This window comes from Pseudomonas sp. DW-iso3 (assembly GCF_058725305.1).
In genome coordinates this window covers 69354-91111 of the sequence record NZ_JBZXDZ010000003.1, presented here as the reverse complement: position 1 = coordinate 91111, position 21758 = coordinate 69354, and the positions used below count along the sequence as shown (strand labels likewise).

At 53.2% G+C, this 21758-nt stretch carries 14 protein-coding genes; 8 read left to right on the top strand and 6 right to left on the bottom strand.

Features of this window, described 5'->3' with window-relative positions:
- Positions 1 to 26 precede the first annotated feature (26 nt).
- From flgA to AC4PS7_RS09505, 4 genes are all read left to right on the top strand, one after another.
- Positions 27 to 791 (top strand): flagellar basal body P-ring formation chaperone FlgA, encoded by a 765-nt coding sequence (gene flgA / locus AC4PS7_RS09520; protein ID WP_032882708.1) that lies wholly within the window; start codon positions 27 to 29, stop codon positions 789 to 791.
- Positions 792 to 932: 141 nt separating this feature from the next.
- Positions 933 to 1256 (top strand): flagellar biosynthesis anti-sigma factor FlgM, encoded by a 324-nt coding sequence (gene flgM, locus AC4PS7_RS09515; RefSeq protein ID WP_010208340.1) that lies wholly within the window; start codon positions 933 to 935, stop codon positions 1254 to 1256.
- Between the two features lie 48 nt (positions 1257 to 1304).
- Entirely contained in the window at positions 1305 to 1775 is a 471-nt protein-coding gene (locus tag AC4PS7_RS09510; protein WP_010208339.1) for a flagella synthesis protein FlgN, read from the top strand.
- Positions 1776 to 1871: 96 nt separating this feature from the next.
- Positions 1872 to 2621, top strand: coding sequence for a flagellar brake protein (locus tag AC4PS7_RS09505; protein ID WP_010208338.1), 750 nt, complete (start codon positions 1872 to 1874; stop codon positions 2619 to 2621).
- Positions 2622 to 2681: 60 nt separating this feature from the next.
- On the opposite strand, the gene AC4PS7_RS09500 is transcribed toward AC4PS7_RS09505, so the two are convergent.
- A complete protein-coding gene (locus AC4PS7_RS09500) occupies positions 2682 to 4067 on the bottom strand; it encodes an MFS transporter (RefSeq protein ID WP_305469407.1) in 1386 nt (461 codons plus the stop codon).
- Between the two features lie 438 nt (positions 4068 to 4505).
- On the opposite strand from AC4PS7_RS09500, the gene AC4PS7_RS09495 reads away from it, so the two are divergent.
- Positions 4506 to 5717 (top strand): site-specific integrase, encoded by a 1212-nt coding sequence (locus tag AC4PS7_RS09495; RefSeq protein WP_492179385.1) that lies wholly within the window; start codon positions 4506 to 4508, stop codon positions 5715 to 5717.
- Positions 5718 to 5728: 11 nt separating this feature from the next.
- On the opposite strand, the gene AC4PS7_RS09490 is transcribed toward AC4PS7_RS09495, so the two are convergent.
- Positions 5729 to 6271, bottom strand: coding sequence for a hypothetical protein (locus tag AC4PS7_RS09490; RefSeq protein WP_492179384.1), 543 nt, complete (start codon positions 6269 to 6271; stop codon positions 5729 to 5731).
- 153 nt (positions 6272 to 6424) lie between these two features.
- Between AC4PS7_RS09490 and AC4PS7_RS09485 the strand changes: the two genes are divergently transcribed.
- Positions 6425 to 6625, top strand: a complete 201-nt coding sequence (locus tag AC4PS7_RS09485; RefSeq protein ID WP_141155825.1) for a helix-turn-helix domain-containing protein — start codon at positions 6425 to 6427, stop codon at positions 6623 to 6625.
- A 267-nt stretch (positions 6626 to 6892) separates the two neighbouring features.
- Here the strand turns inward: AC4PS7_RS09485 and AC4PS7_RS09480 are convergent.
- Positions 6893 to 8043, bottom strand: a protein-coding gene (locus AC4PS7_RS09480; protein WP_492179383.1) for an IS3 family transposase whose coding sequence is annotated in 2 segments (ribosomal slippage) — positions 6893 to 7800 and positions 7800 to 8043 — 1152 coding nt in all. Because the reading frame shifts where the segments join, the coding sequence is not laid out codon by codon here.
- 691 nt (positions 8044 to 8734) lie between these two features.
- Here AC4PS7_RS09480 and AC4PS7_RS09475 point away from each other — a divergent pair.
- Together AC4PS7_RS09475 and AC4PS7_RS09470 are read left to right on the top strand one after the other, a co-directional pair.
- Positions 8735 to 9112, top strand: a complete 378-nt coding sequence (locus tag AC4PS7_RS09475) for a transposase (protein WP_492179382.1) — start codon at positions 8735 to 8737, stop codon at positions 9110 to 9112.
- Positions 9113 to 9615: 503 nt separating this feature from the next.
- The gene (locus tag AC4PS7_RS09470; RefSeq protein WP_492179381.1) at positions 9616 to 13350 is read left to right on the top strand and encodes an autotransporter domain-containing protein; all 3735 of its coding nucleotides are present in this window, start codon (positions 9616 to 9618) and stop codon (positions 13348 to 13350) included.
- An 883-nt stretch (positions 13351 to 14233) separates the two neighbouring features.
- Here the strand turns inward: AC4PS7_RS09470 and AC4PS7_RS09465 are convergent.
- The 3 genes from AC4PS7_RS09465 to AC4PS7_RS09455 form a co-directional block, all read right to left on the bottom strand.
- Positions 14234 to 17815: an autotransporter domain-containing protein gene (locus tag AC4PS7_RS09465; protein WP_492179380.1), complete on the bottom strand. Its 3582-nt coding sequence runs from the start codon at positions 17813 to 17815 to the stop codon at positions 14234 to 14236.
- A gap of 47 nt (positions 17816 to 17862) precedes the next feature.
- The gene (locus AC4PS7_RS09460) at positions 17863 to 18927 is read right to left on the bottom strand and encodes a fimbrial protein (RefSeq protein ID WP_492179379.1); all 1065 of its coding nucleotides are present in this window, start codon (positions 18925 to 18927) and stop codon (positions 17863 to 17865) included.
- Between the two features lie 216 nt (positions 18928 to 19143).
- Positions 19144 to 21753 carry a fimbria/pilus outer membrane usher protein gene (locus tag AC4PS7_RS09455; RefSeq protein ID WP_492179378.1) on the bottom strand — a complete coding sequence of 870 codons (2610 nt, stop codon included), beginning with the start codon at positions 21751 to 21753 and terminating at the stop codon, positions 19144 to 19146.
- Between the last annotated feature and the right edge of the window lie 5 nt (positions 21754 to 21758).

Below are 21758 nucleotides of genomic sequence, written 5' to 3'. Positions count from 1 at the left end.
GGCACGGCCTTTGCTATTTATTGGTCATGGATATTAAAACGACAGTTTCCCGACGCCCCATCCTGACACGGTTTCGCAGATTGCTCTGCGCACCGCTGGTGTTGCTTGCCCTAGGCCTGGGCACTACGGCCCGTGCGGACAACGTCACCTTGCCTGATCTACTTATCGGCGTCACCCAAGGCTTTCTTGAGTTCACTGTAGAAGATTATCTGGCGACCACCCAGACACCGGGGCGTTATGAAATCCAGGTCAACCAACTGGACCCGCGCTTGCGCATGCCAAAGTGCGACAAGGAATTGACAGCCACCCTGGAAAGCCCCGCTCAGCCGATTGGCCGGGTGACGGTCAAGGTGCGCTGCGACGGCGCCTCGCCCTGGACGGTGTTCGTGCCGGCCCAGGTGAAGCTGTTCCGTGATGTAGTGGTGGTGGCTCGCCCACTCAAGCGCACCGGGATCATCGATTTTGAGGACGTTGTACTACGCGAACGCGACATCAGCATGATCAGCCAGGGCTACCTGACGTCCCTCGACCAGGCCATCGGGCAAAAATTGACCCGACCAGTGGTCACTGACCAAGTCATCACTCTGGTGCATCTTGAGCAAGCCGAGGTGATTCGCAAGGGCGACCAAGTGGTGATTTCCGCCAGCAGCGGTGCGCTTCAAGTGAAGATGCCGGGGGAAGCGCTGTCCAACGGCGGCATGAGCGAACAGATTCGCGTCAAGAACCTCAACTCCAACCGCGTGATCAAAGCGCGGGTGACAGCCCCTGGGCAAGTCGAGGTCGCGTTATAGATTACTGGTACAGGACGCTGGGTTTTCCTACACTGTGCATGAGAAGTGCCGTGCGGAGATTTATTGTCATTCGCGCCTAAAGTTTGTCCGGGTATGGCCGAAAACATGGCAAGCGTCCAAATACCCAGAGGTTTTTTGATCATGGTCATCGATTTCAGTCGTTTAAATAACACCCCGACCACGTCGGCCCCTACGCGAGCTACTGGCACCAAGGACAGCGTAGAAGCCAAGGCCCAGCCACTGCCTGCCAAGGCGGAACAGGCCAGCGCCAGCCAGAGCGGGGAATCCGTACACCTGAGCAATGAGGCTCAACAGTTGCAGAAGGTCACTGACTCGCTGCGCGATCAACCGGTGGTCAATAAAGCCCGTGTGGCCGAATTGAAACAGGCAATCGCCGATGGCAGCTATCAAGTCGACAGCAACCGTGTAGCCAGCAAGCTGCTTAATTTCGAAGCCGAGCGCTAGGCAAAGGCCTGCGCCGGGCTTTTGGACGCTTAAACCCCAAGGCCAGCCATGCATCACGACGAAAATCTGCTTCAACTGATCATTGATGATCTAGCGCCGACACAACAGCTGCTCGAGCTGCTCAGGGAGGAATCCCTGGCCCTCTACGGCCGAGACATGCCCCTGTTGGAAGAAATCCTGGCGCGCAAGCAATCGCTGATTGTCCTGCTGGAACAGCACGGCAAGAAACGCAGCCAGATCCTGACCAGCCTGGGCCTGCCGGCAGACCATGACGGCCTGGCACAGTTGGCCAGCCACTCCACGGTTGGCGATCAATTGCTGGCCCAGAGCAAAGAACTCAATCAATTGCTCACCCAGTGCCAGGAAGCCAACCTGCTCAACGGTCAGTCGATCCAGCTTCAGCAAGCCACGACCGCCAACCAGTTGCGCATACTTCACGGCGGCGAGCCCCCGGCGCTTTACAACGCTCAAGGCTCCACCTCGCGCCTGGTCAAGCCAAGCACCCGCAGCCAAGCCTGACGCCGGATTACAGCGCGACCTATCCAAGGCGCGCCACATACTGGCAAAATGCCCGCTCTTGCGTGTAGTCGTATTTTGTCTGGAGATGGAAGAACCGTGTTCAACGCCCTTAATGCGGAAGATGCTCCGCAGCCACCCAAGGTCCTCACCACCCCTCTGGAAATCGCCAGCACTTTGCGGATGCTGCAAGACAGCCATGACCCGCTGATCATCACCTTCCATGAACGCAGCCAGCGCTTCCAGAGCTACCTGGTGGACGTCAATCGGGACAGCGGCACCCTGGCCCTGGATGAAATGATCCCCCGTGACGGCGAACGCTACCTGGAAAACGGTGAACCCTTCCGCATCGAAGGCTTCCACGAGGGTGTACGCGTTGCCTGGGAAAGCAACGGCAGCCTGAGCATCAGCGAAAAGGACGGCCACCGCATCTACACCGGCAACATGCCCGACGAAGTGGTCTACCATCAGCGCCGCAATGCCTTCCGCGCCGCCTTGAAGCTGGCACAACTGGTCAACATCGAGCTGGGTGGCGAGAAGCTCAAGGCGCCTATCAGCGGCAAGCTGCTGGATATTTCCGCCACTGGCTGCAAATTGCGCTTTGAAGGGGATATCTCCGAGCGACTGCAACTGGGCCAGGTCTATGACCGTTTTATCGCCGCCCTGCCCTTTGGCAGCATGACCACCGCTGTCGAACTGCGTTACCTGCATTTCGAAGAGAAGATCAACACGACCTTCGCCGGCGTGCGCTTCCACAACATGAGCGGCTTGGTGCAGCGCCAGGTCGAGCGGTTCGTGTACCAACTGCAACGCGAAGCACGTCGCTTCGACAAAGACGACGATTTTTAACACTTAACGATCGCGGCAAAAAAAACGGGCAGATCCTGATGGGATCTGCCCGTTTTGCATTCAGGGGCGCGCCCTGCTCAAGTCGTGAGGATGCTCGTCTGGCCCCACAGGCTCAGGCGGCCCGACAAAGGCTGGCTCCTCCACTTCTGGGGCCGGCTCGGCTTCCGGCTCAGGTTCCGGGACCGCAGTTTGCATTTGCTCCTGCACCACCGCCTCATCCACCCGCGGATCAAGTGCCGCTACCAACGGCGAGCTGGACATGCTGTCGGGCATCGCCACGTGGTGCAACGGTGCATCGTCCACCTGATGCAGGTTGGTCACCGCTTTGGGCCGAATACGCCACACCAGGATCAACGCACACAGGCTGAAAAACGCATACAGCATCTGGCTGCCGAACAGCTTCATCACCACACCGGCGAGCAACGGCCCGATACTGGCGCCGACGCCGTAGGTCACCAGCAGCATGGCCGTGAGCGATACACGGCGATCACCTTCCACATGGTCGTTGGAGAACGCTACCGCCAGCGGATAAAGACAGAACTGCACCAGGGAGCAGAGGAAGCCTGCGACAAACAGCACTTCCAGCGGCACCTGGGTCAATATCGCCAGCGGCAACGCCGCCACTGCCAGGCACAGGGCAAAGCAGCGGATCAGCAGCGCGCGATCATAGCGGTCCGACAGCCAGCCCAATGGCCACTGCACCACCAGCCCGGCAAAAATGCAGCTACCCATGAACAGGCCCACTTGCTCGGTGGTCAAGCCCTGTTGAGAAGCGTACAGCGGCGCCAGACCGTAGAACGAGCCGACGATCAACCCCGCCCCAAGCACAGTACTCAGCGACTGCGGCACGCGCTTGATAAAGAAGCGCGGCTCCATCGGCGCAGGATGCAGAGGCGCCGGGTGAATCCGTCGCGTCATGGCCACCGGCACCAGGCACAGGGCAAAGCACAGCGCGACCAGCATCAGCAATTCAAGACCGAGCTGAGGGTGCATGACCAGGATCAGTTGGCCGAGCACCAGGCCCAAGTAGGACGCGATCATATAGCCGCTGAACACCACACCACGCTGCTTGGCGTCGGCCTGCTCATTGAGCCAGCTCTCGATGACCATGTACTGGCACATCATGCCCAGGCCCACGATTACCCGCAGCACGATCCAGGCCGGCAACCAGTCGACCAGGCCGTGGCCCAACACCGCCGCGCCGACGATCCCGGCACAGGTGGCGTAAGCACGAATATGCCCGACCCGGGCAATCAGGCGGTGCCCGATCTTGCCGCCCAGGACCAGGCCAAAATAGTTGGCCGCCATCAGCGCACCGACCCACAGGCTGTCGACGTGGTCGGCCGCCAGGCGCAATGCCAGATAAGTACTGAGCAGGCCGGAGCCGATCAGCATCATCAAGGAGGCGAAATAAAGGGCTCGAAAAGATTTCCAGATCTGGCGCATCGGCGTTCCGAGCGGCTCCTTGCGGTGAGAGACAGGGCTATCGGCATGATAGTCCGGGGTGACTGGGTCCGGACAGGCGGTAGGCGCTGTTTCCGGGGATTATTTTGCTTAAAGACTCAGACGCTGTCCGGCTGCTCGCGGGATACACAGATTGCTATAAATACACGATGCCAGTGGTGTGAACCCAGAACCCAGGCAAGGTTCGACTCATCTTCGGAAAGCGCCCACAAAAAAGCCCCGCCAGAAGGAACTGTGCGGGGCCTTGTATCTGGTGTCCCAGGGCCGGTTCGAACGGCCAACCTTCCCCTTAGGAGGGCCAATTCTAGCCTAACAACCAAAGGGTAGCGCCTGTAATTACGGGGATTTCAGTCCGATTGCGTCCAAGGAGACAGATCCGTATAGTGTTTTTTGCACCCATATTGCACCCACGGAAATCAGGTGAAAGAAAAACTAACTGGCAAAATACTGTCTTCGCTGAAAGTCACCGGCAAGGAGTACGAAGTACACGACACCATCGTGATAGGCCTACACGTGCGTGTCACGGCAGCCGGAGCCAAGTCGTATATTGTCAGGTGGGGACGCGGTCGGAAAAAGGCGTTCGGACGAGTCGGTATGCTTACGCTCGACCAAGCCCGGCAGGAAGCAACTCAGTACCTATATGAAGCGCGCAAACACGGCGAGCCTCTTGCAGTCACCCACGGCAGAAAAGGTACTGCCCTCCCCTCGCTACGCGAGTTCATCGACGACACATATATGCCGTGGTTCAAGACTCACCACAAGGGCCACGCAAAAACGCTGCACACTTTAGACAACAATTTCGACACCATCATGGCTCAGCGGATCAACGCAATCACCGGTCGCGACCTTGAGCAGATCCGTACCACCTGGATGCAAGCTGGCAACAAGCCCTCGACTGTCAATCGCAAGATGGGCTCAATCAGTGGCGTGTTTAGCCGGGCGTTAGAATGGGAATACATCACCGCCCACCCAATGGCAAAACTGAAGCAGCGAAAAGTCGACTCCATCGGAGTGGTACGGTATTTGTCTGTAGACGAGGACAAACGCCTGCGCGCGGCATTAGATGCACGCCAAGACGAAATGCGACGTGAACGTGAAAGAGCAAACAAATGTCGAGAGTACAGAGGTAAGGAGCAAATGCAGAGCTTCCTAGACCTACAATTCACGGATCACCTGAAGCCGATGATTATCGTTTCGCTGAAGACTGGCATGAGACGTGGGGAGCTGTTTGACCTCAAATGGTCCTCGGTAAATTTCGACACAAAGACCATTACTGTCACTGGCAACACAACAAAAACCAGCGATACACGTCACATTCAAATGAATACGGAAGTCTTTACCGTCCTTGTAGAATGGAAAAAGCAATCAGGTGCGAGCCCCTATGTTTTTGCAAACCGAGAAGGCGGCCGCTTTGAAGACGTCAAAAGCGCATGGCTCAAACTACTCGAACGAGCCCAGGTGATAGGCTTTCGGTGGCATGACATGCGTCACGATTTCGCATCACGACTGGTGATGGCCGGAGTGCCGCTGAACACAGTGCGGGATCTGCTAGGCCATAGCGACATAAAGATGACATTGCGTTACGCACACTTGGCACCCGGAACCAAAGCAGCGGCTGTCGAGCTAATCTGAATTGAATGCTTTTAAGGCTTTGGCTCTATCATCTTTAGATATTCGCCAAAAGATGCTGATACCGACTTATTCTTAATCCGAAATTCAGCATAGTCCTCGAGCGACGGCATCAACCGATTGATCGTATTCAGATCAACTTTTGGAATTCTATACTCGCTCGTGTATTTGATAACACCTTCCGACTTGGGAAAGATCTCTGTATCCCCAGAAAATACATCCGACGACCACAGGATGGCTTCGACAACCATGTAGTCCTTCGGGCTCAACGCTTCACCTGCTAAAAAATAAGTCCGCAGTTTCTTGAGTATCTGCTCATCAGGTAAATGAGCCAACCGCAAAGCTTCTAGCAACCTCCAATCCCCACCATTCAAAACACGCTCGTCGACATCTACATCGACTTCTTGAACCTTGAATTTTGCCGCAGCTTCGAAAATCAAATCTTCAAGCACACGCGTTGAGGTTTTCTTCATCGCATTGGCCAACCCTTCAAGACAAGCCTTTGAGGTGGCGCTAACGCGCAGGTGAATTGTTTCTGCTTTCTTCCTGACTGCCATCGTCGAACTCCAGACGCCTGTGGATTTCGGCAAGGTTGCCACATCACACACGGACACACAATGAAAATGTGTTGACATAAATGTGGCACCACATTTATTGTGGCACCACTGATGCAACATCCCGTTGCGTCCTGAAGCCACATAGGCCGTTCAATGAACCAAAATAGCTCTCTAGATCCGATATCAGTCGGGGTGGAAGACGCCGCCCGTTTGATCGGCGTCGCCAGATCCATGTTCTACGAAATGATTGCTAATGGGGAGATTCATACTTTCAAGCTGGGCCGCCGGAGGCTGGTGCGCGTAAAAACACTAGAAGCGTTCATCAAACGACGGGCCCAGGAAAACAGCCGATGAACCTTCGTATAGTGGATTTTACTGGAAATTTGCTTGGCATATTGGTGCTGCCAGGAACTGTACTATTAGCAGATTTGGAAGCCCTCCGGCGCCTCGGTGCTCACAGAATTGAGGTAGTAACCCGCCAAGGTTACTGAAGGACCGGTTCATTGAAGGTAAGACTGTGACGGACGTGAATAGCGACCTCAACGTTTAAGGTCGCTGTTGACACGTCTAACTGGGTAATTGCATGGACTTGACCAATCATTTTGAATCGCCCCGGATTCTCTAGACACCTTGCAAGCTCATTGCGTAACGCTTTTCAAACTCTACCGGTGACAGCTGATTGTTGAAACCATGGCGGCGTTTTACGTTGTAGAACATCTCGATGTAATCGAACACATCACTCCGAGCATCCTCCCGCGTGGTGTAGATTTTTCGCTTGATCCGTTCCCGTTTCAGAAGCTGGAAAAAACTCTCGGCCACGGCGTTGTCATGACAGTTGCCTCGGCGACTCATGCTGGCAACCAAATTGTTTGCCTTCAAAAAGCTGCGCCAATCGGAGCTGCTGTACTGGCTGCCTTGATCGGAATGAACCATCACCTCTTGCTTCGGTTTACGCCTCCAAACCGCCATCAACAACGCATCAATAGCCAAATCACTGGTCATCTGCGACTTCATTGACCAGCCAACGACCTGCCGAGAAAACAGATCCAGTACCACCGCCAAATACAACCAGCCTTCATACGTACGAATGTACGTGATGTCGGTTACCCAAACCTTGTTGGGTTCCACGACATCGAACTGGCGCTTCAGCAAATTGGGTGAGACGACCGCCGGCTTACCGCCGTACTTTCCAGGGCGGCGTCGATAACCTGTCTGAGAACGCAGACCTTCAAGACGCATCAGCCTCGCCACACGATGACGACCACAATCCTCACCGACCTCGCGCAGATCGTCGTGGATTTTGCGATAGCCATAAACGCCGCCGCTCTCCAGCCAGGAATGCTTGATCAAACCCAGCAGTCGCTGGTCGTCTTTGGCGCGTACAGATTGCGGCTCAGACAGCCAGGCGTAATAACCGCTGGGATGGACTTTCAGCGTCAGGCAAAGCCGTCGAATCGAATAGTCGCCCGCGCGCTGCTTTATAAAGGCGTACTTCAGCCGCACTCCTTGGCAAAGTACGCGGCCGCCTTTTTTAATATGTCTCGCTCTTCAGTGACGCGCTTGAGTTCCGCTCGCAGACGACGCAGCTCAGCGTGCTGATCATCATCCTGTTGCCGTTCTTCTTGAGGTTTGCTGTAGCGCTTTATCCAGGCATAGAGGCTATGCGTCGACACGCCGAGACGGGCCGCTACCTCAGCGACAGGCAGCTTCTTTTCGGTCACTTGATTGACTGCTTGGATTTTGAATTCTTCGGGGTAACGCGGGTTGCTCATGGCACCTCCTAATTGGCCTCAGTTTAAGGCAAAGAGGTGTCTACGAAACCCGGGGCGATTCAGACAGTCAATAGCATCGCGCGCGTGGTAGCTGACCACTACAGGCTTGGCCTTGATGTACTCAGCGATCGCTTGTTGGAACCCATGGTGCTTGGTGGCCACGTAGGGCCCACAGTTACTGAGACCAAGGCCATGAATCGGCCCTACGCGTTCTTCCTGTATGCACTTGCGTACTGCTGCCCGAAGCACCGTCTCGTCAACGTCCCTGATCACTGGGCAAGTTAATGTACGACATAACCACAACTATCATTGTGTAATGGTGGCTTGGGTACCGCCTCATCTCAGCCCTGGCCACTGACAAGTCTTCGGATTGATTGTCCCATGACGATCGCAGGAAGCTCTTGATGTTAATCGGGCGATGCTGTCACAAATGCTCATATAGGCACAATGTCCGCAGTACCGGTCTCTGGGGGTAGACCGATCACCTGCTGCAAAACGTTGAGCTTGAATCACCCTGCTTTTGTAGACGCGTTCAAGCGTCAAGGAAGGGCTGCTAACCCTGCTTAACTGTCCGCTTTTGACCGACGGCTGCCGGTGACGACTGGCATCCATCGGCTGTGGATTCAACTGGTCATCGCCCCCCAACAAGCTGGTCACATCACGTACAAATGACTGGTCAAGTCGAATACAAATGGATGGTCAAGTCCATGCAATTACGAACCAAGAGCGCAGCGTGGTCGTTACTGCGGGCAATATGACAGATGTCACGCAGGTCGATAAGGTGCTGCACGGAGACGAAAACGTAGTCTGTGCCGATGCCGATTATACCGGACTGGATAAGTCCCACTCCCCCATAGCAGGAAGGTCACCTGGTTATCTGGCAGATAGAAGCCCGGCACAGCACCTACCAAAAACTGGGCTACCGCAGCGTTGTGGGCAGAGCCAAATGCAAGATCGAAATGCCAAGGCGCAGATAAGAGCGAAGGTCCAACACCCGTTCCGGGTGATCAAGCGCCAGTGCGGCTATGTGAAGACGCGGTTCCGTGATCAGGTCAATAACACAGCATAGCTGATAACACTGTTTGTGCTGTCGAATCCATGGATGGCTCGCGAACAGTTAATAAGCCATGCATGAGAGGTGCGACTGTAATTCGGGGAATAACCGCTGCGAGATGCTCGCAACGAATAGACCAACAATTAGTGAGTAATTTAAGTGTTTGGATCGACTCGCCACTCTCAAAATTGGCGGTGGCCGACGTCAGCCAGAAACACATGGCTACTTCAGAACCTCTTTAAGAGGTAGTTGCGTCCGCTTAATTTAGGTGGGCTCCATCGCCTTATGCGTTGGGATCAGAAAGACATTTTGGTCGGCGGGTACGCATCTCGTTCTGGCTGAGAGATCCACCAACTTTGAAAGTGTTGGAAAAACCGCCTCGCCGCCGCAGCTTGCTGATCGTTTTAGGAGTACTCCTATAGCTTTTCAATTGCATTATTGGCGATTGTCTCTGATGTCGAAATAAGACTCCGCAGACAATTGCACAAAAAAAACAAATTAAAAACACAAGGGACCACATGAAAAAAATATATAAAAAATTTTTCTCAAAATCAACAATATTGGCAACCATAGCATCCAATATTACAATACTTACACCAACAGTCCTTGCTGAAGAAACACCTTCAAAAAACTTCTCCATAAAATTCATGACATTCAACATATGGAATAGACACGAGAATTCCAGAATGTGGGCCCCACAAGAAGACGGTGTAGAGAGTCGTAAATACGCAGAGACTACAAAAAATTTATTTCACAAAGTTCTGCCAGACATTGTGGTTCTCCCCGAACTTTTCAACAATGGTCGCGTCAACTATAAGACGAGCATGAAGATTGGCAGCGACAAATACATATATGAATTCGAGCGCAATACGATTGACACCCTAAATGAGTCCAATTTAAAACAGAGTGGCTTCGTTAAGGCAAGAAGGAACCAGGATGAAGACATAAGAAAGGAGAAGGGTACGGGAAGTATTTTTTCTACGGTCCCTTCTGTTGATGAACCTGGAGATTCTATTCGCATTACTCCGGGTAATGGCTTTCCTGAATCCATTGTAAATGCCATACATTTAGACCACAGCGATGGGTTTGATCGCCGTCTGGCTGAGGCAAAAAAACTCAACGACGCTTCGAAGGCCAGCAATATACCGATAGTTTTGCTGGGTGACTTTAATGCGGGAGAAATTTCTGAGCGGGGATTGCACAGTAAGGATCAGCAATTACGAGTGATTGAAAATGCTGGTGGAAGCGAGCTGTACAGAAAGCTTGCGTATGAATACCTTGGCGATAAGGAGCTCTATAGGCCAGTCATTCAGAAATACCATATTGCCAAGAATATTGATCAATTGTCATGGTCGAATTGGGCAACAGCTTTGCGAAGCGATATAAGGAGTTCCGGAAAAAAAAGTATATTACAGGATGAGAATTACCCTGTCGAAAGCAATTATCCGGTCACAATAAGCACTCTCAAAAAGCAATATAAAATCTTCCGCCTTAATGAAAATAAGGAGAAGTACCAACCGAGTAAAGCTGAGGACGAGCGCGCTACCTGGCCGAGTGATGGCGAAATGTCAACTAATACTTCAACAGGCTGGGACCGGGCGACACTCGATCACATCCTTGTGTCATACCCCTTCGCAAAATGGATAGAGATTGCTGACGATGGTAAACCAACGGGCAATCTTAGTAAACTCGCCCGTGATGCTAACGGCAACTCACTCTCCGACCATGAACCCGTGGCACAGAACCTGCGCTGGACTGGACCGAGCCTTGAAGTATATGAGGGGAGCGGCGAGAGTAAAACAAGAATGGTATGGGGGAAGGAGGCCTACAACTTTTCAGGTAGAAATAAAAGGTATTATCTCACACGTAACAATTATCGCGACGATGTTGAAATTGGGCAGATCATAGATAGCGAAGACAATTTCGTATTTAGGAAATTGGATGTAGAAGAGAAGAAAACCATTCTCAATTGCAAGGGCGATGACGCGCGCTTCACACAAGCTGTTAAGGATCTATGTATTGATGATCATTCCTTTATCAGTGAAGTACTTGTAAAAGACGACGGGCTACTGATTGTTGATGAAGATGAAGCATTGGGGGGACGTAACGCCAAATTGCTCTTGACCAACGGTGGATTGAAGGTAGCTGGCACTTCAATGTCCAGTCTCGACCGTACAATTATACTTGAGCAGAACGGCTGGATCGATATCACGGAACTTGGTCGCGAGGTATCTGCAAATCAAACTTTGATAGGCTCGGGAAGCCTCACGAAATTGGGGGCAGGAACACTACGATTTTCATCAGCGAACAACTATACGGGAGGAACAGTTATCGAGGAGGGCATTCTCAGGTCCGACATTGCAGGTGGTTTTGTGAATAATACTGCCTATACCATTAATGGAGGTACGATTGACCTCAATGGATTTGACCTGACAGCTTCGAGGCTTGAAGGAAAAGGAGGCAGCCTAAAGCTTGGAACGGGTACACTGACTGTGGATCAGGCTGACGTTACACATTATGACGGCGCCATCACAGGGCTGGGAAGGTTGAGCAAAACAGGCAATGGGAAGCTCACTCTCAATGGACAAAATAGCTATACCGGTGAAACCTTGGTCAGTGCGGGGCATCTGAGCATCGGTGACAGCGACCACCCTCTCGCCCGCCTGCAAAGTACAGTAACCGTAGGCGAGGGCGCTAAACTCAGTGGTATCGGCACCCTGGGTGATTTAGTTATCAAGTCTGGCGGTATAATAGCGCCGGGCAACTCCATAGGCACCCTACGCACCGGAAATGTAACTTTCGATGCGAATTCGGTTTATAAAGTGGAAGTCGGTCCCGACGGACGCAGCGATAGGGTCGATAGTAGTGGGGTTGTGACGCTAAATGGCGGTAATATAAGAGTCTCTCTGGAGAATCACACCAACCTTCTCACAGCGGATGAGGCCAAAACGCTGGTTGGACAGACCTTCAATATTCTTACAGCCGAAAAGGGAATAGTGGGTCAGTTTTCATCCGTCACGCCTGACTACCTGTTCGTGAACACTCGGATTACCGAATCAGGGACACAGCAACAGCTCATTCCAGCTGCGCTTGATCCTTCCGCGCCAGATGTTCAATCCGGCCCGAAAGCGACCAGTCTGAGCGTCGCTATCGATCGAAACAGTATCAGCTTTGCCAGTGTGGCTCAGAGCGAAAATGAGCGTGCTGTCGCAACCGCGATTGAGCCATTATCGTTGGGAAATCCGGTGTATGAGAGCCTGTTGACTTCCCATAGCGCCGAACAGGCTCGTCAGGCATTCAAACAGCTGGACGGCCAGGTTCATGCTGATGTCGCCGCAGCACAGGTCGCTGACAGTCATTATATACGGGATGCGACCAATGCTCGCTTGCAACAAGCACAAGCATTGCGACGGCAAGGCAAGATTCATGACGATAACAGTAGCAGCGGTTGGGTGCAGTTGCTTGGAGGTCGCACACAGTATGAGTCCGATCACAACGCCTCCGCCTTCAGCTCATCTACTACCGGCGTCCTGCTGGGGTTGGACACTGATATCGCAGACGAATGGCGATTCGGCGGGGCGACGGGATATACCCAGACTCGCCTGGAGGGGACCTCCAAAAAGTCGTCCGACGCAGACAACTATCACCTGTCGGCCTATGGTGGGAAACGCTTCGAAAGCATTGCACTACGGTTCGGCGGAGCATCGACATGGCATCACATTGAAACTTCCCGTCACGTAAGCTACGGCAATCAATCGGCTCATCCAAAAGCCGCCTACAAGGCACGTACGGATCAGGTGTTTGGTGAGGTTGGCTATGTTGCGTGGTCAGGCTGGGAGCCTTTTGCGAATATGGCTTACGTTAACTTCCAGAGCGACTCGTTCCAGGAAAATGGAAAAGGAGCAGCATTGCGCTCTGGCAAGCAAAGTCATGACGCTATCGTCTCCACGACAGGCCTGCGCGGGCATGTTCAGTTACCCGTGGGTTCCAGTCGCTCGGTGAGGCTCCGCGGTGAGCTGGGATGGGAGCATCAGTACAAAGAACCTGACCGCACAAAAACAATGAAATTAATCGGCAGTGATACCGAGTTTGGAGTGAGTAGTGTGCAAGCGTCCCGAGACGGTGCGGTGGTCAAGGCCTCGGCAGAAATTAACCTGACCAAAGACAGTCTGGTGTCGCTGAACTACACCGGACAAGTATCCCGCCAGGATAGTAGCAATGCGCTCAACCTGGGGGTCAGCTTCCAGTTCTGACGCTGATATCGATGAGGGCATTGAGTTTTTCAGTGCCCTTAATTTTTTGGCACCTCATTTCGTGCCACTGACCGAAAACTACCCGAGTAAAAACTGTTCTGGTCATAAAAACTGACGCAAACGTTCAACTGCTTCTGCTCAATTTCCGGGCAGGCGAACACACGATCAGCATGGAAATGATGGGAGAAATCCGGCGAATAATTCTTCCGCGACTCGCCGCATCAGGCATGCCAAGTGCATCTTGCTGTCGAGAAAAACCATTCGAAAACGGGTCAGAGCGCCCAAAACCACTAAGCCGGCTTACTAACGGTGCGCAATCTATTTCACAAAGCGCTTGTGCAACCGCTCATGACCGATTGGTTTCGGGCAGAGCACAATCTTAGAAGTGCCAAAGCATTCTTAAATAGATCAAGAGTGCGAAGTATAACGACGGTTACAGACAGCTAATCGTTTTTGTTCACTCGTGGTTCGGCGAGCAAGACAAATCTTTACGGGCCTTCGTACCTCTGACCTTGGTACTCGGCGAGATGTCACTCCAATGGAGATCGAGTCATTACGCAAGCACTGGCGGAGAGATAGACTTTTTCAACTTTGGCATCGGGTCACACCATGAGGGAGCTAGCTCAAGAAAGAAGTCGGGAGGACAGCATCGAACATCAACTTGCGGCTTGGATATGAAGTTTATCGAGCTGGTACGGCGAAACGCCAGTGAAAGAGACTATGTCTGAAGATGCTGCCTATGCTGAGTAGGCAGCACCTTCAGATCTAGGTGCACAGCACCTCATCCAACTTGAACTGCGCCCCTGCCCCTTGTCGGGCCGGCTCGCTTTCGCGGCCGGCTTTAGCAACGAGGAAAGCTCGGCTAGAAGCTAGCCCGATTGCATCAAAACGTCCACGAACCAGACAACGAAATGGACTGGTCACGCATACCAGGCGCTCGTTCGGCCAAGTAATCCAGCCCCATCGACAGGCCATGCCTGGTTTGAACGTTGATGTTTCCGTTCAGTCGCAAGGTGTTCCGCTGTAAAGGCCGCCCAGCGATCGCAAAATCTTCGCCATGGGATTGGAACTGCATTTTCGTCTGGGTGGAAATATCCGATAGGGCATGCTTCCAGGCTGCGCCAGTCTGGAAGTTCACCGTCACCTCCTCGCTGAGCTGAACAGGATAGTTGACCCGCGCGCCCAGTGTGCCGGCATAGGCCTCTTGAACTTCGCGTTTGCCTTTCAAAGAGAACAGCTCTTTTTTCTCGGAGAAACCGGAAAGATCATGACGCGCATATGAGAGCCCGACGTAAGGCTCGGCACTCACTCCCCCCAAGTCCAGGTCGTAAGCCAGTTCCGTGAAGAGCTGCAGCGTGGTTCCATGGTAGTTGGCTTCAGGTGTCGAAACCCGGTCTTTGTAATGAATCCGCCGCTTGGTAGAAACATCGTGCCACGCCACATTTGCACCCAGGCTCGCAGTCAAGGCGTCATGGCGCTTGGCGCCATAGATCCCGAGGTCGTAGGTTTCAACATCGGCTGAGGCGAATGCTTGCGATATCGAAGTCTTCTGGTACCCACCGAACACACCAATGCTGATGTCCTCGATCTCCACGTCGGTTCCGAGAACGAAACCCTCGCTATTGCGGCTCAGGCTGGCAATACCACGGGTGCTTCTCGCCGAACCCTCGGAACCATACATGTGCCCCCAGGCCCCGCCCCCCATCAACCCCCTGCGAGTTTCATACAAACGATGGGTGACCGACGCTTGAGTATGGGATGAGCCCTGATCCAGAACCGTGGCAAGAGTGGGGTGGATATCTCCCGGCAGTGCCTTCGAGAACGCCATAAACTCGGAGCGTGACATCCCGAGGACCACTCGGTTTTCAAGAGTCAGTAGCCCGGATTCGCCGTCGTTCAGAAGAGCCTCGCTGATGGGCCTAGGGGCTCGAGCAGCAGGCATGGCCGATTCTTCAGGTTGGGAGGGAGCCGTTACCGCTACGGCTTCAGGCTCAACATCACTCGCAACATCTACCAACGGCGCTTGCGCCCCCCTTGGAGCCTCTGATTCGGCAGCTTGCCGCGCGTTTACCGTTGGAGTTACCTGCGTTGCTACGGCCGATGGAAGCAATTGTCCACAAGCTGCTTTGCCGTCCCCCCCTGTGCATAGGTCAGCAGGTCTGACATCGTTACGCAACAGAGACAAAGCCACAGCGTTAAGACCATATTTCAAGCTGGGTTCAAGGAAAGAAAAATTCGACGTGACGCTATCGAAACGCCCTTCCACACCTTTCTCTGCCGACAGGACCCTGTATGTGGTTTCGAAGTTGTAATCACCTGCTTCGGCATCGACTTGAACCTCGCCCCCTCTGATATACGCAGTACCGCCTGCCTCGATGCGATCACTCAGAGACGCAGCATTGACCTCCACCTTATACATAGACCCCTTATTGAAAATCACGTCTCCCGACACCTTCAACGTTCCGATGGAATTACCGGGGGCTACTGCCGCACCGTGCGCAAGCGTTATCGACCTGACCGCGCCCGAACCGTACACGAAGGCACCCTCATTGACGTTGACATCGACAGCTGACAACTGCCCATTGAGCCCCAACCCGCCGCGGTTCACCTCAGCACGCCCATCCATAATCACCTCGCCGGTCAGGTTCAATGATCCGCTTCCCGCTTTTACGAGTGTACCGATGCCATGGATTTCACTCTCGAATACCCGGTTGTCACTCCTGTTGAACTCCAATACCGAGTAATTGTAGATAGGCTTATCTATCCACCCTCTGTCGGTACCGTCGCCAATCTGCAAGACACCGTCATTGACTTGCAGAGCCATGACATTATTGTTCCCGCTCAACATCAGGCGGCCAGAACCACTCTTCAACAGCGCCCCGCCCGAGGCGTTGCCGCTGTACGTCAAGGTGGCATCTTTGTTCGCCACATCGATAGCCGCGCCACCTTTTCCCTCCTCTGCACCGATCAACAAGTCAGAAGTGAACGCTTGAGTATAGCTATTCGAATTGAGGTTCTCGGCAGCACTATCAAAGTACAACACGCCGCCGTCGATACGAACTTCACGTGACAAAGCGTCCGCAGCTTGTTGAAGGCTAAGGTCCAGAAGGCCGCCCTTGATTTGGTGCCTGACCTTGTCATTTTCCTGCACAGCGGTTATGTCGACAAACGCGTCGAAATAAGCGTTGTATCTTCTGCTTGGTGCGTCCACCCGGCTGAGCAGGGGGGTCAAAGGCGCTCGCAAGTAATCCGTGTAGGCAGTTGCGAAAACCCTACTTGTATTGACACTCGGATGAAGGTCATCCTGAGTGAGGTATCGGTCTTCTTTGGCATCCACGCCCCCCCTGCACTCGGTTACTGCGTTGCACGACAACTTCAGATCTCCATCGATACCATATCGCTCTCCCTGCTTGGCGATATGCCCAAGCATTTTGAATGTATCGAACAGTGTGATCGTAACCCCGGGCTGTCGTAACAACGCGCTTAGTACCATGGGCGTGGTTTTGGCATTGATATCGTCTGTTATATGTGAGATGTTGGTCCAGGCACTTTTAGCATCATTCGCATCACCGAGATGAAGAGCGTTTTTTTCGCCCTTTTTCCAATTCAGCAGTGTCGGCGTCAACCTGATATCCGGGATATTTCCGAACAGAATATTTTTTGCACCTAGGTCAATGATATCGGCCAGAAGTTTCTGCCTACCGTCTGCCAATTCTCTCTTAGCAATAACTGGCGACCTGGCACCGGTGTAGCCTTGTTCAATAACGTCGTTGCCGCCAGCCATGACAATGGCTAAATCATTGACACTAAAAACTCCTCCGCCTTCGCTGAAGCGCTTGGGTTGCTCTGTAATTTTATTTATCAACGTAATATTTCGCTCATCCATCTTCTTGAGCGTAGCATCTATGAATATATCAGCTCCCAATTTAGCGCCGATCTTGAAAACAAATGATAATCCCTCAATGAATGCGTTCACCCCTTGGCCAGCAATGGCTTTCTGAATATCCTTATTGGAGCCAGGAAACGTCGAAACCAGCTTGCCACCGCCTTGCGCCATATTCACATGAGCATCATTTTTTATGGATTGCTTACCCCCCTTACTGACAACCTCAACTTTAAAATTATTATTTAACAGCATAAAGCTGTCTGTCCAGTACATAGGGTTTGCGTTAATAAACGGCTCACCCAACAGTTGCTGCGCAAAATTACCAGCACCCGGCGTGAAAGGCGCACCGAGTGGCAACGCTAAAGGGAGGCCGTTGACGAGAAAACTCTTAGTGATATTACCGACATCGAGCTGACTATCGCCAAACAATACAACACGCGAATATCTTTTTTTGAAAACTGCACTGTCAACCCCGGCAGTATTCATCTGCACCTGGGCCCCTGCCTTTGCCATATCGTAAGCGACACATAGCGTGGACGATGCAATTAGAACAAACAGCATACTGGCTTTGCCTTTCATACATACTCCGTTTTTTTATTTTTATCGCTAAGTTGGCGCACTACTTATTACGGATAAATTATCGTGAAGTTCGCAGTGGCCTTGGCAGGACCAGGGGTCACTTTGCTCTCGGTCTGCAGATAACGGGCACGCAGGGGAATTGAATAGCTTGCTTCAGTGCTTCTAAGGAAAAGACCACTATCTTGGTCCTTTCCCAAGAACAACGGGCTGTCTTTGGTCGTGACGATCTGGATACCCACACCCGATGCGGCGCGCATCCCAGCCGTGGAAGCGGAGGCGTCGAGACGCAATACACCGTTACTCGCGTTGAGTGCAGGCAGGACTGAATCTATGCGAAACTTCAAAGTATTTTTACTCGGCCCGTTAAAGGCAGGACAATTCGTTAACTCGATTGAAAAATCTTTAGAAGACGCAGTGCTGCCGATGCCGGTAAAGACTCTGGCAGAGTGCACCCCCATGTCAACTTCTACAGGATTTGCCAAGCAGGTTTTTGATAAAACCGAAATATTCGGCTCAACTACGAGCCTAAAAATTTGCTGCGTCGTTTCTGATTGGAATCTCATTATAAGATCAGGAACATTAGTAACCCGACCTGATTTCACGCTACCAGTTTTCACAAAAACAACTTTAATTCGCGGATCATAAAATAACTTGCACAGAGTTTTTGCCTTACACTTGCCTTCAGTACTAGCATCTACAAAATCTCTCGACATGCTCAGCGTTTCTGAATCATATGCATCTCTTCGAGTATAGATATTAATGAAAGACACCCCTAATCCATCCACATTGGTTTTGTAGATTTTTTGGTACCCAGGGAAAACACCATCGACCTTGGCAACATCTGTCGGCACAAAATACACTTCCACGGTCTCGTCCGCCCTGTCAAATATACAGTTCAAACTTGGGGAATCTCTCCGATGCTTGTATTCTTGACTATAGACTTCACTTCCCAACCCCACTTTAGGCCCGACGTCAAGTCCCTGTACATTCAACGCCATCTCAACTTGCATTTTTCCGTTGCTCGTACAAATAACGCGAGCCATAGCTCCATTGACCACTGCGCACCCCATGACAAACAAAAATATCGCCTTAATCCAAACTGAACGCCTCATAATAAAATCCTCCGGACGTAAACCTTCGCATTACTGAGTGCCCAATAAATTCCGAGAATAAGCACGCACTGATACATGACCTGAAATTTCAGTGACACTTCCAGATGCCACCCTGTCTCTACTTTCAGAGGGCGGGACTACATGTGTTATTGCATTCGAACGTCATATTCGCCGGACTCGCATAAAACATCGGCTCCGCGCACGCGATCTCTTCAACTACAAGTGCGCATTTCGTAAAGGAGTCTTTCGAGTATGAGCCGAAGCGCCGTCAGCTACCTGCTTGCCGGCCGCACAAACAGCGTCCAGTTGTTGAAGCTGCTGCTCCTTGTCAGGTGCAGGGGGAATTACCAGCGCACACTGTTGTTGGGCTTTGCTTCCCCAGTTGACCAGCAGTTGCCGGGTCTCGGGCTTTATCCGCGCATACAATTGCCCGCCCTGCCCCACCGTCCCCACCGAAATACCCTCTGCGTCCACCACGCTGGCACCGAATGGCAAACTGCTGCCATTGTCCAGGCGTACATTGAGCAACACCGCACGCCCTTTGGTGGTGGTGTACTGCAGGTGCACCACGGCGCCGGAACGCGGAGCCACTTGCAGGCTGGTTTCGTTCAGTTCCACTTCCAGCGAGCTACCAATCGGATCAATGCCCACTTCATTGAGTTGATAAGGGCGCAGGTAGGGCACCACGGCATTGCCGTTGCCATCCAGCTTGAGACCTGGATATCCGGCTACCTTCGCCCCTACGGCGCCCGCCGCGCTGACGATCGCCATGGTTTCGCCGCGATAGGGTGTCAGCGTCACGCCGCCGGAGTGGGCAACCAAACTGCCACTGGCTCCCAGCGACATACTGGTATAGTTGGCACCACGCCCCAAGGAAGCGTTTAGGGTGGACTGGGCGCCCGCGTACTGGCCGTTGACCGAAGCGCTTTTCGTCTGGCTCGCGCCATCGTGGCTAAAATTCGCGCCATAACCGAATTGACGGTCTTCACCAGCGGAACCAGTGATCCCGACCTGCTGATCGAAATTGCCTTGTGCATCTCGGCCGATTTGAGCGGTCATTTGCGGACTGAAGACCGAAGCGCCAAACTCCAGCGGCATGCTCACCGTCAGCAAGAAGCTGTTTTGCATATCGCCCAGCCCCCTGCGACTGCGGTTGGCGTTCACACTGAAGGCCAACCGATCGAACTGTCTGCTGTAGCTGAGTTGGTACTGCACATCACTGCCTGGCAAGTTCCAGTAGTTCTGCGTGAAGCCACTTACCGCTACTTGTCCCCATGAGCCCAAGCTTTGGTCTGCAGTCACTGAAAAGCGGCTTCGCGGGCGCCCGAACTGACTGACGTCCCCGCCGCTCCGCTCAGCATCCAGTAGTTGCACCGCATTGGTGAAGTCAAGGTAGTCACGGGTGGAAAACCGGTAGGCTGCCACCGAGAAGTTGCTGCCAGTGCTAAGAATGTTCTTGTTATAAGTCAGCCGCAGGCTCTGGCCTCTGGCGGTGCCACTCGCCAATGTGGTCTGGGCATGAGTCATGTCCACGGCCATCGCGCCAATAGGGGTAGCAAAAGCCAAGCCCGATAGCACTGCCAGGTATTCTTCGCTTGACTGTACGCCCGCAAAGCCTGTGAACGTGTTGTTTAGACCATATTGCAGCGAACCTTGCAGCAGACGAGCCTGTTCGTTGATGTAGTTGTCTCGGGTTTGACCCGCCGTTAGGCTGAAGCGCGAGGTACCAGGCCGCAGCAGTTGGCTGACCGATGCATAGGGAACTGTAAAGCTCTGCTCGCTACCGTCCGCTTCGAGCACACTCACGTCCAGGTCGCCGCCGTACCCTGTGGCATACAGGTCGTCGATGACGAAAGCGCCAGGGGCTACGGTGGTTTCCGTCAGCACATTGCCACCCTGGCGGATGACTACCCGTGCATTGGTCCGCGCAATACCGCGAATGACCGGCGCGTAGCCGCGCAAAGAGTCGGGCAACATACGATCATCACTGGCCAGTTGCACGCCGCGGTATGACAACGTATCAAAGAGCTCCCCGCTGGTGATGGACTCGCCAACCGTCAACTGGCTTTTCAATGCCGTAACATCGCGCTGGGCATAGCTGTTCAGCGCCTGGTAGTCATTTCCTTGGCGGGATCGCCAGCTCATCGAACCATTATGACGCAGGCGCCAGTCCCCCAGATTGAGGCCAGCATTGAGCCCCAAGTATGCAGAGTCGTAGTCGCCGTTGCGCGTATGGTTTCGATTGCTGTTGAAGTTGTAGCTGAGCAGGCCGGCAGTGACCCCACTGTCCCACAACTCCGGGCTGACATAACCCCGTGCATTACGCTTGAGTGAAACTTGAGGGATGCTGAGTTCAAGCGTTTGATTCTCGGGCGAAAAACTCGCGGTGGCGCCTGGTACCAAACGCCCCAATGCCGGGCACCCCTCATTGTCGAGCGCCAGGACGGCCTCGGCCGCCAGCTTGGTCATTTCCAAGCCTTGACGCTCCAGCAGCTCTCGGCTCATGCAAACCACGGGGTTGCGACCATCGAGTTGAGCCTCGATACGAATGTCGTGACGAAAGCTCAACTGCCCGTTGAGTACCACGTCAGCGCGGTACACTCCCGGCATCACCGGGTTACCTGTCTGGTAAGCGCTGATATCCAGGTCGCGCGAGCCCTCGGGCAGGAATGCATCGTTGAACTGCACCTCCTGGGCCACCAAAAACGGCCCGTAGCAGGCGCCTACGCTGATGAAAAGCCCCTTCAAGACCGAAGCCTTTAGCGGATTCAAGGCGAAGTGGGAGCGCTTCCCCGGCAGAGCCCTGGGAAGGGATGGCTTATGCATAATTG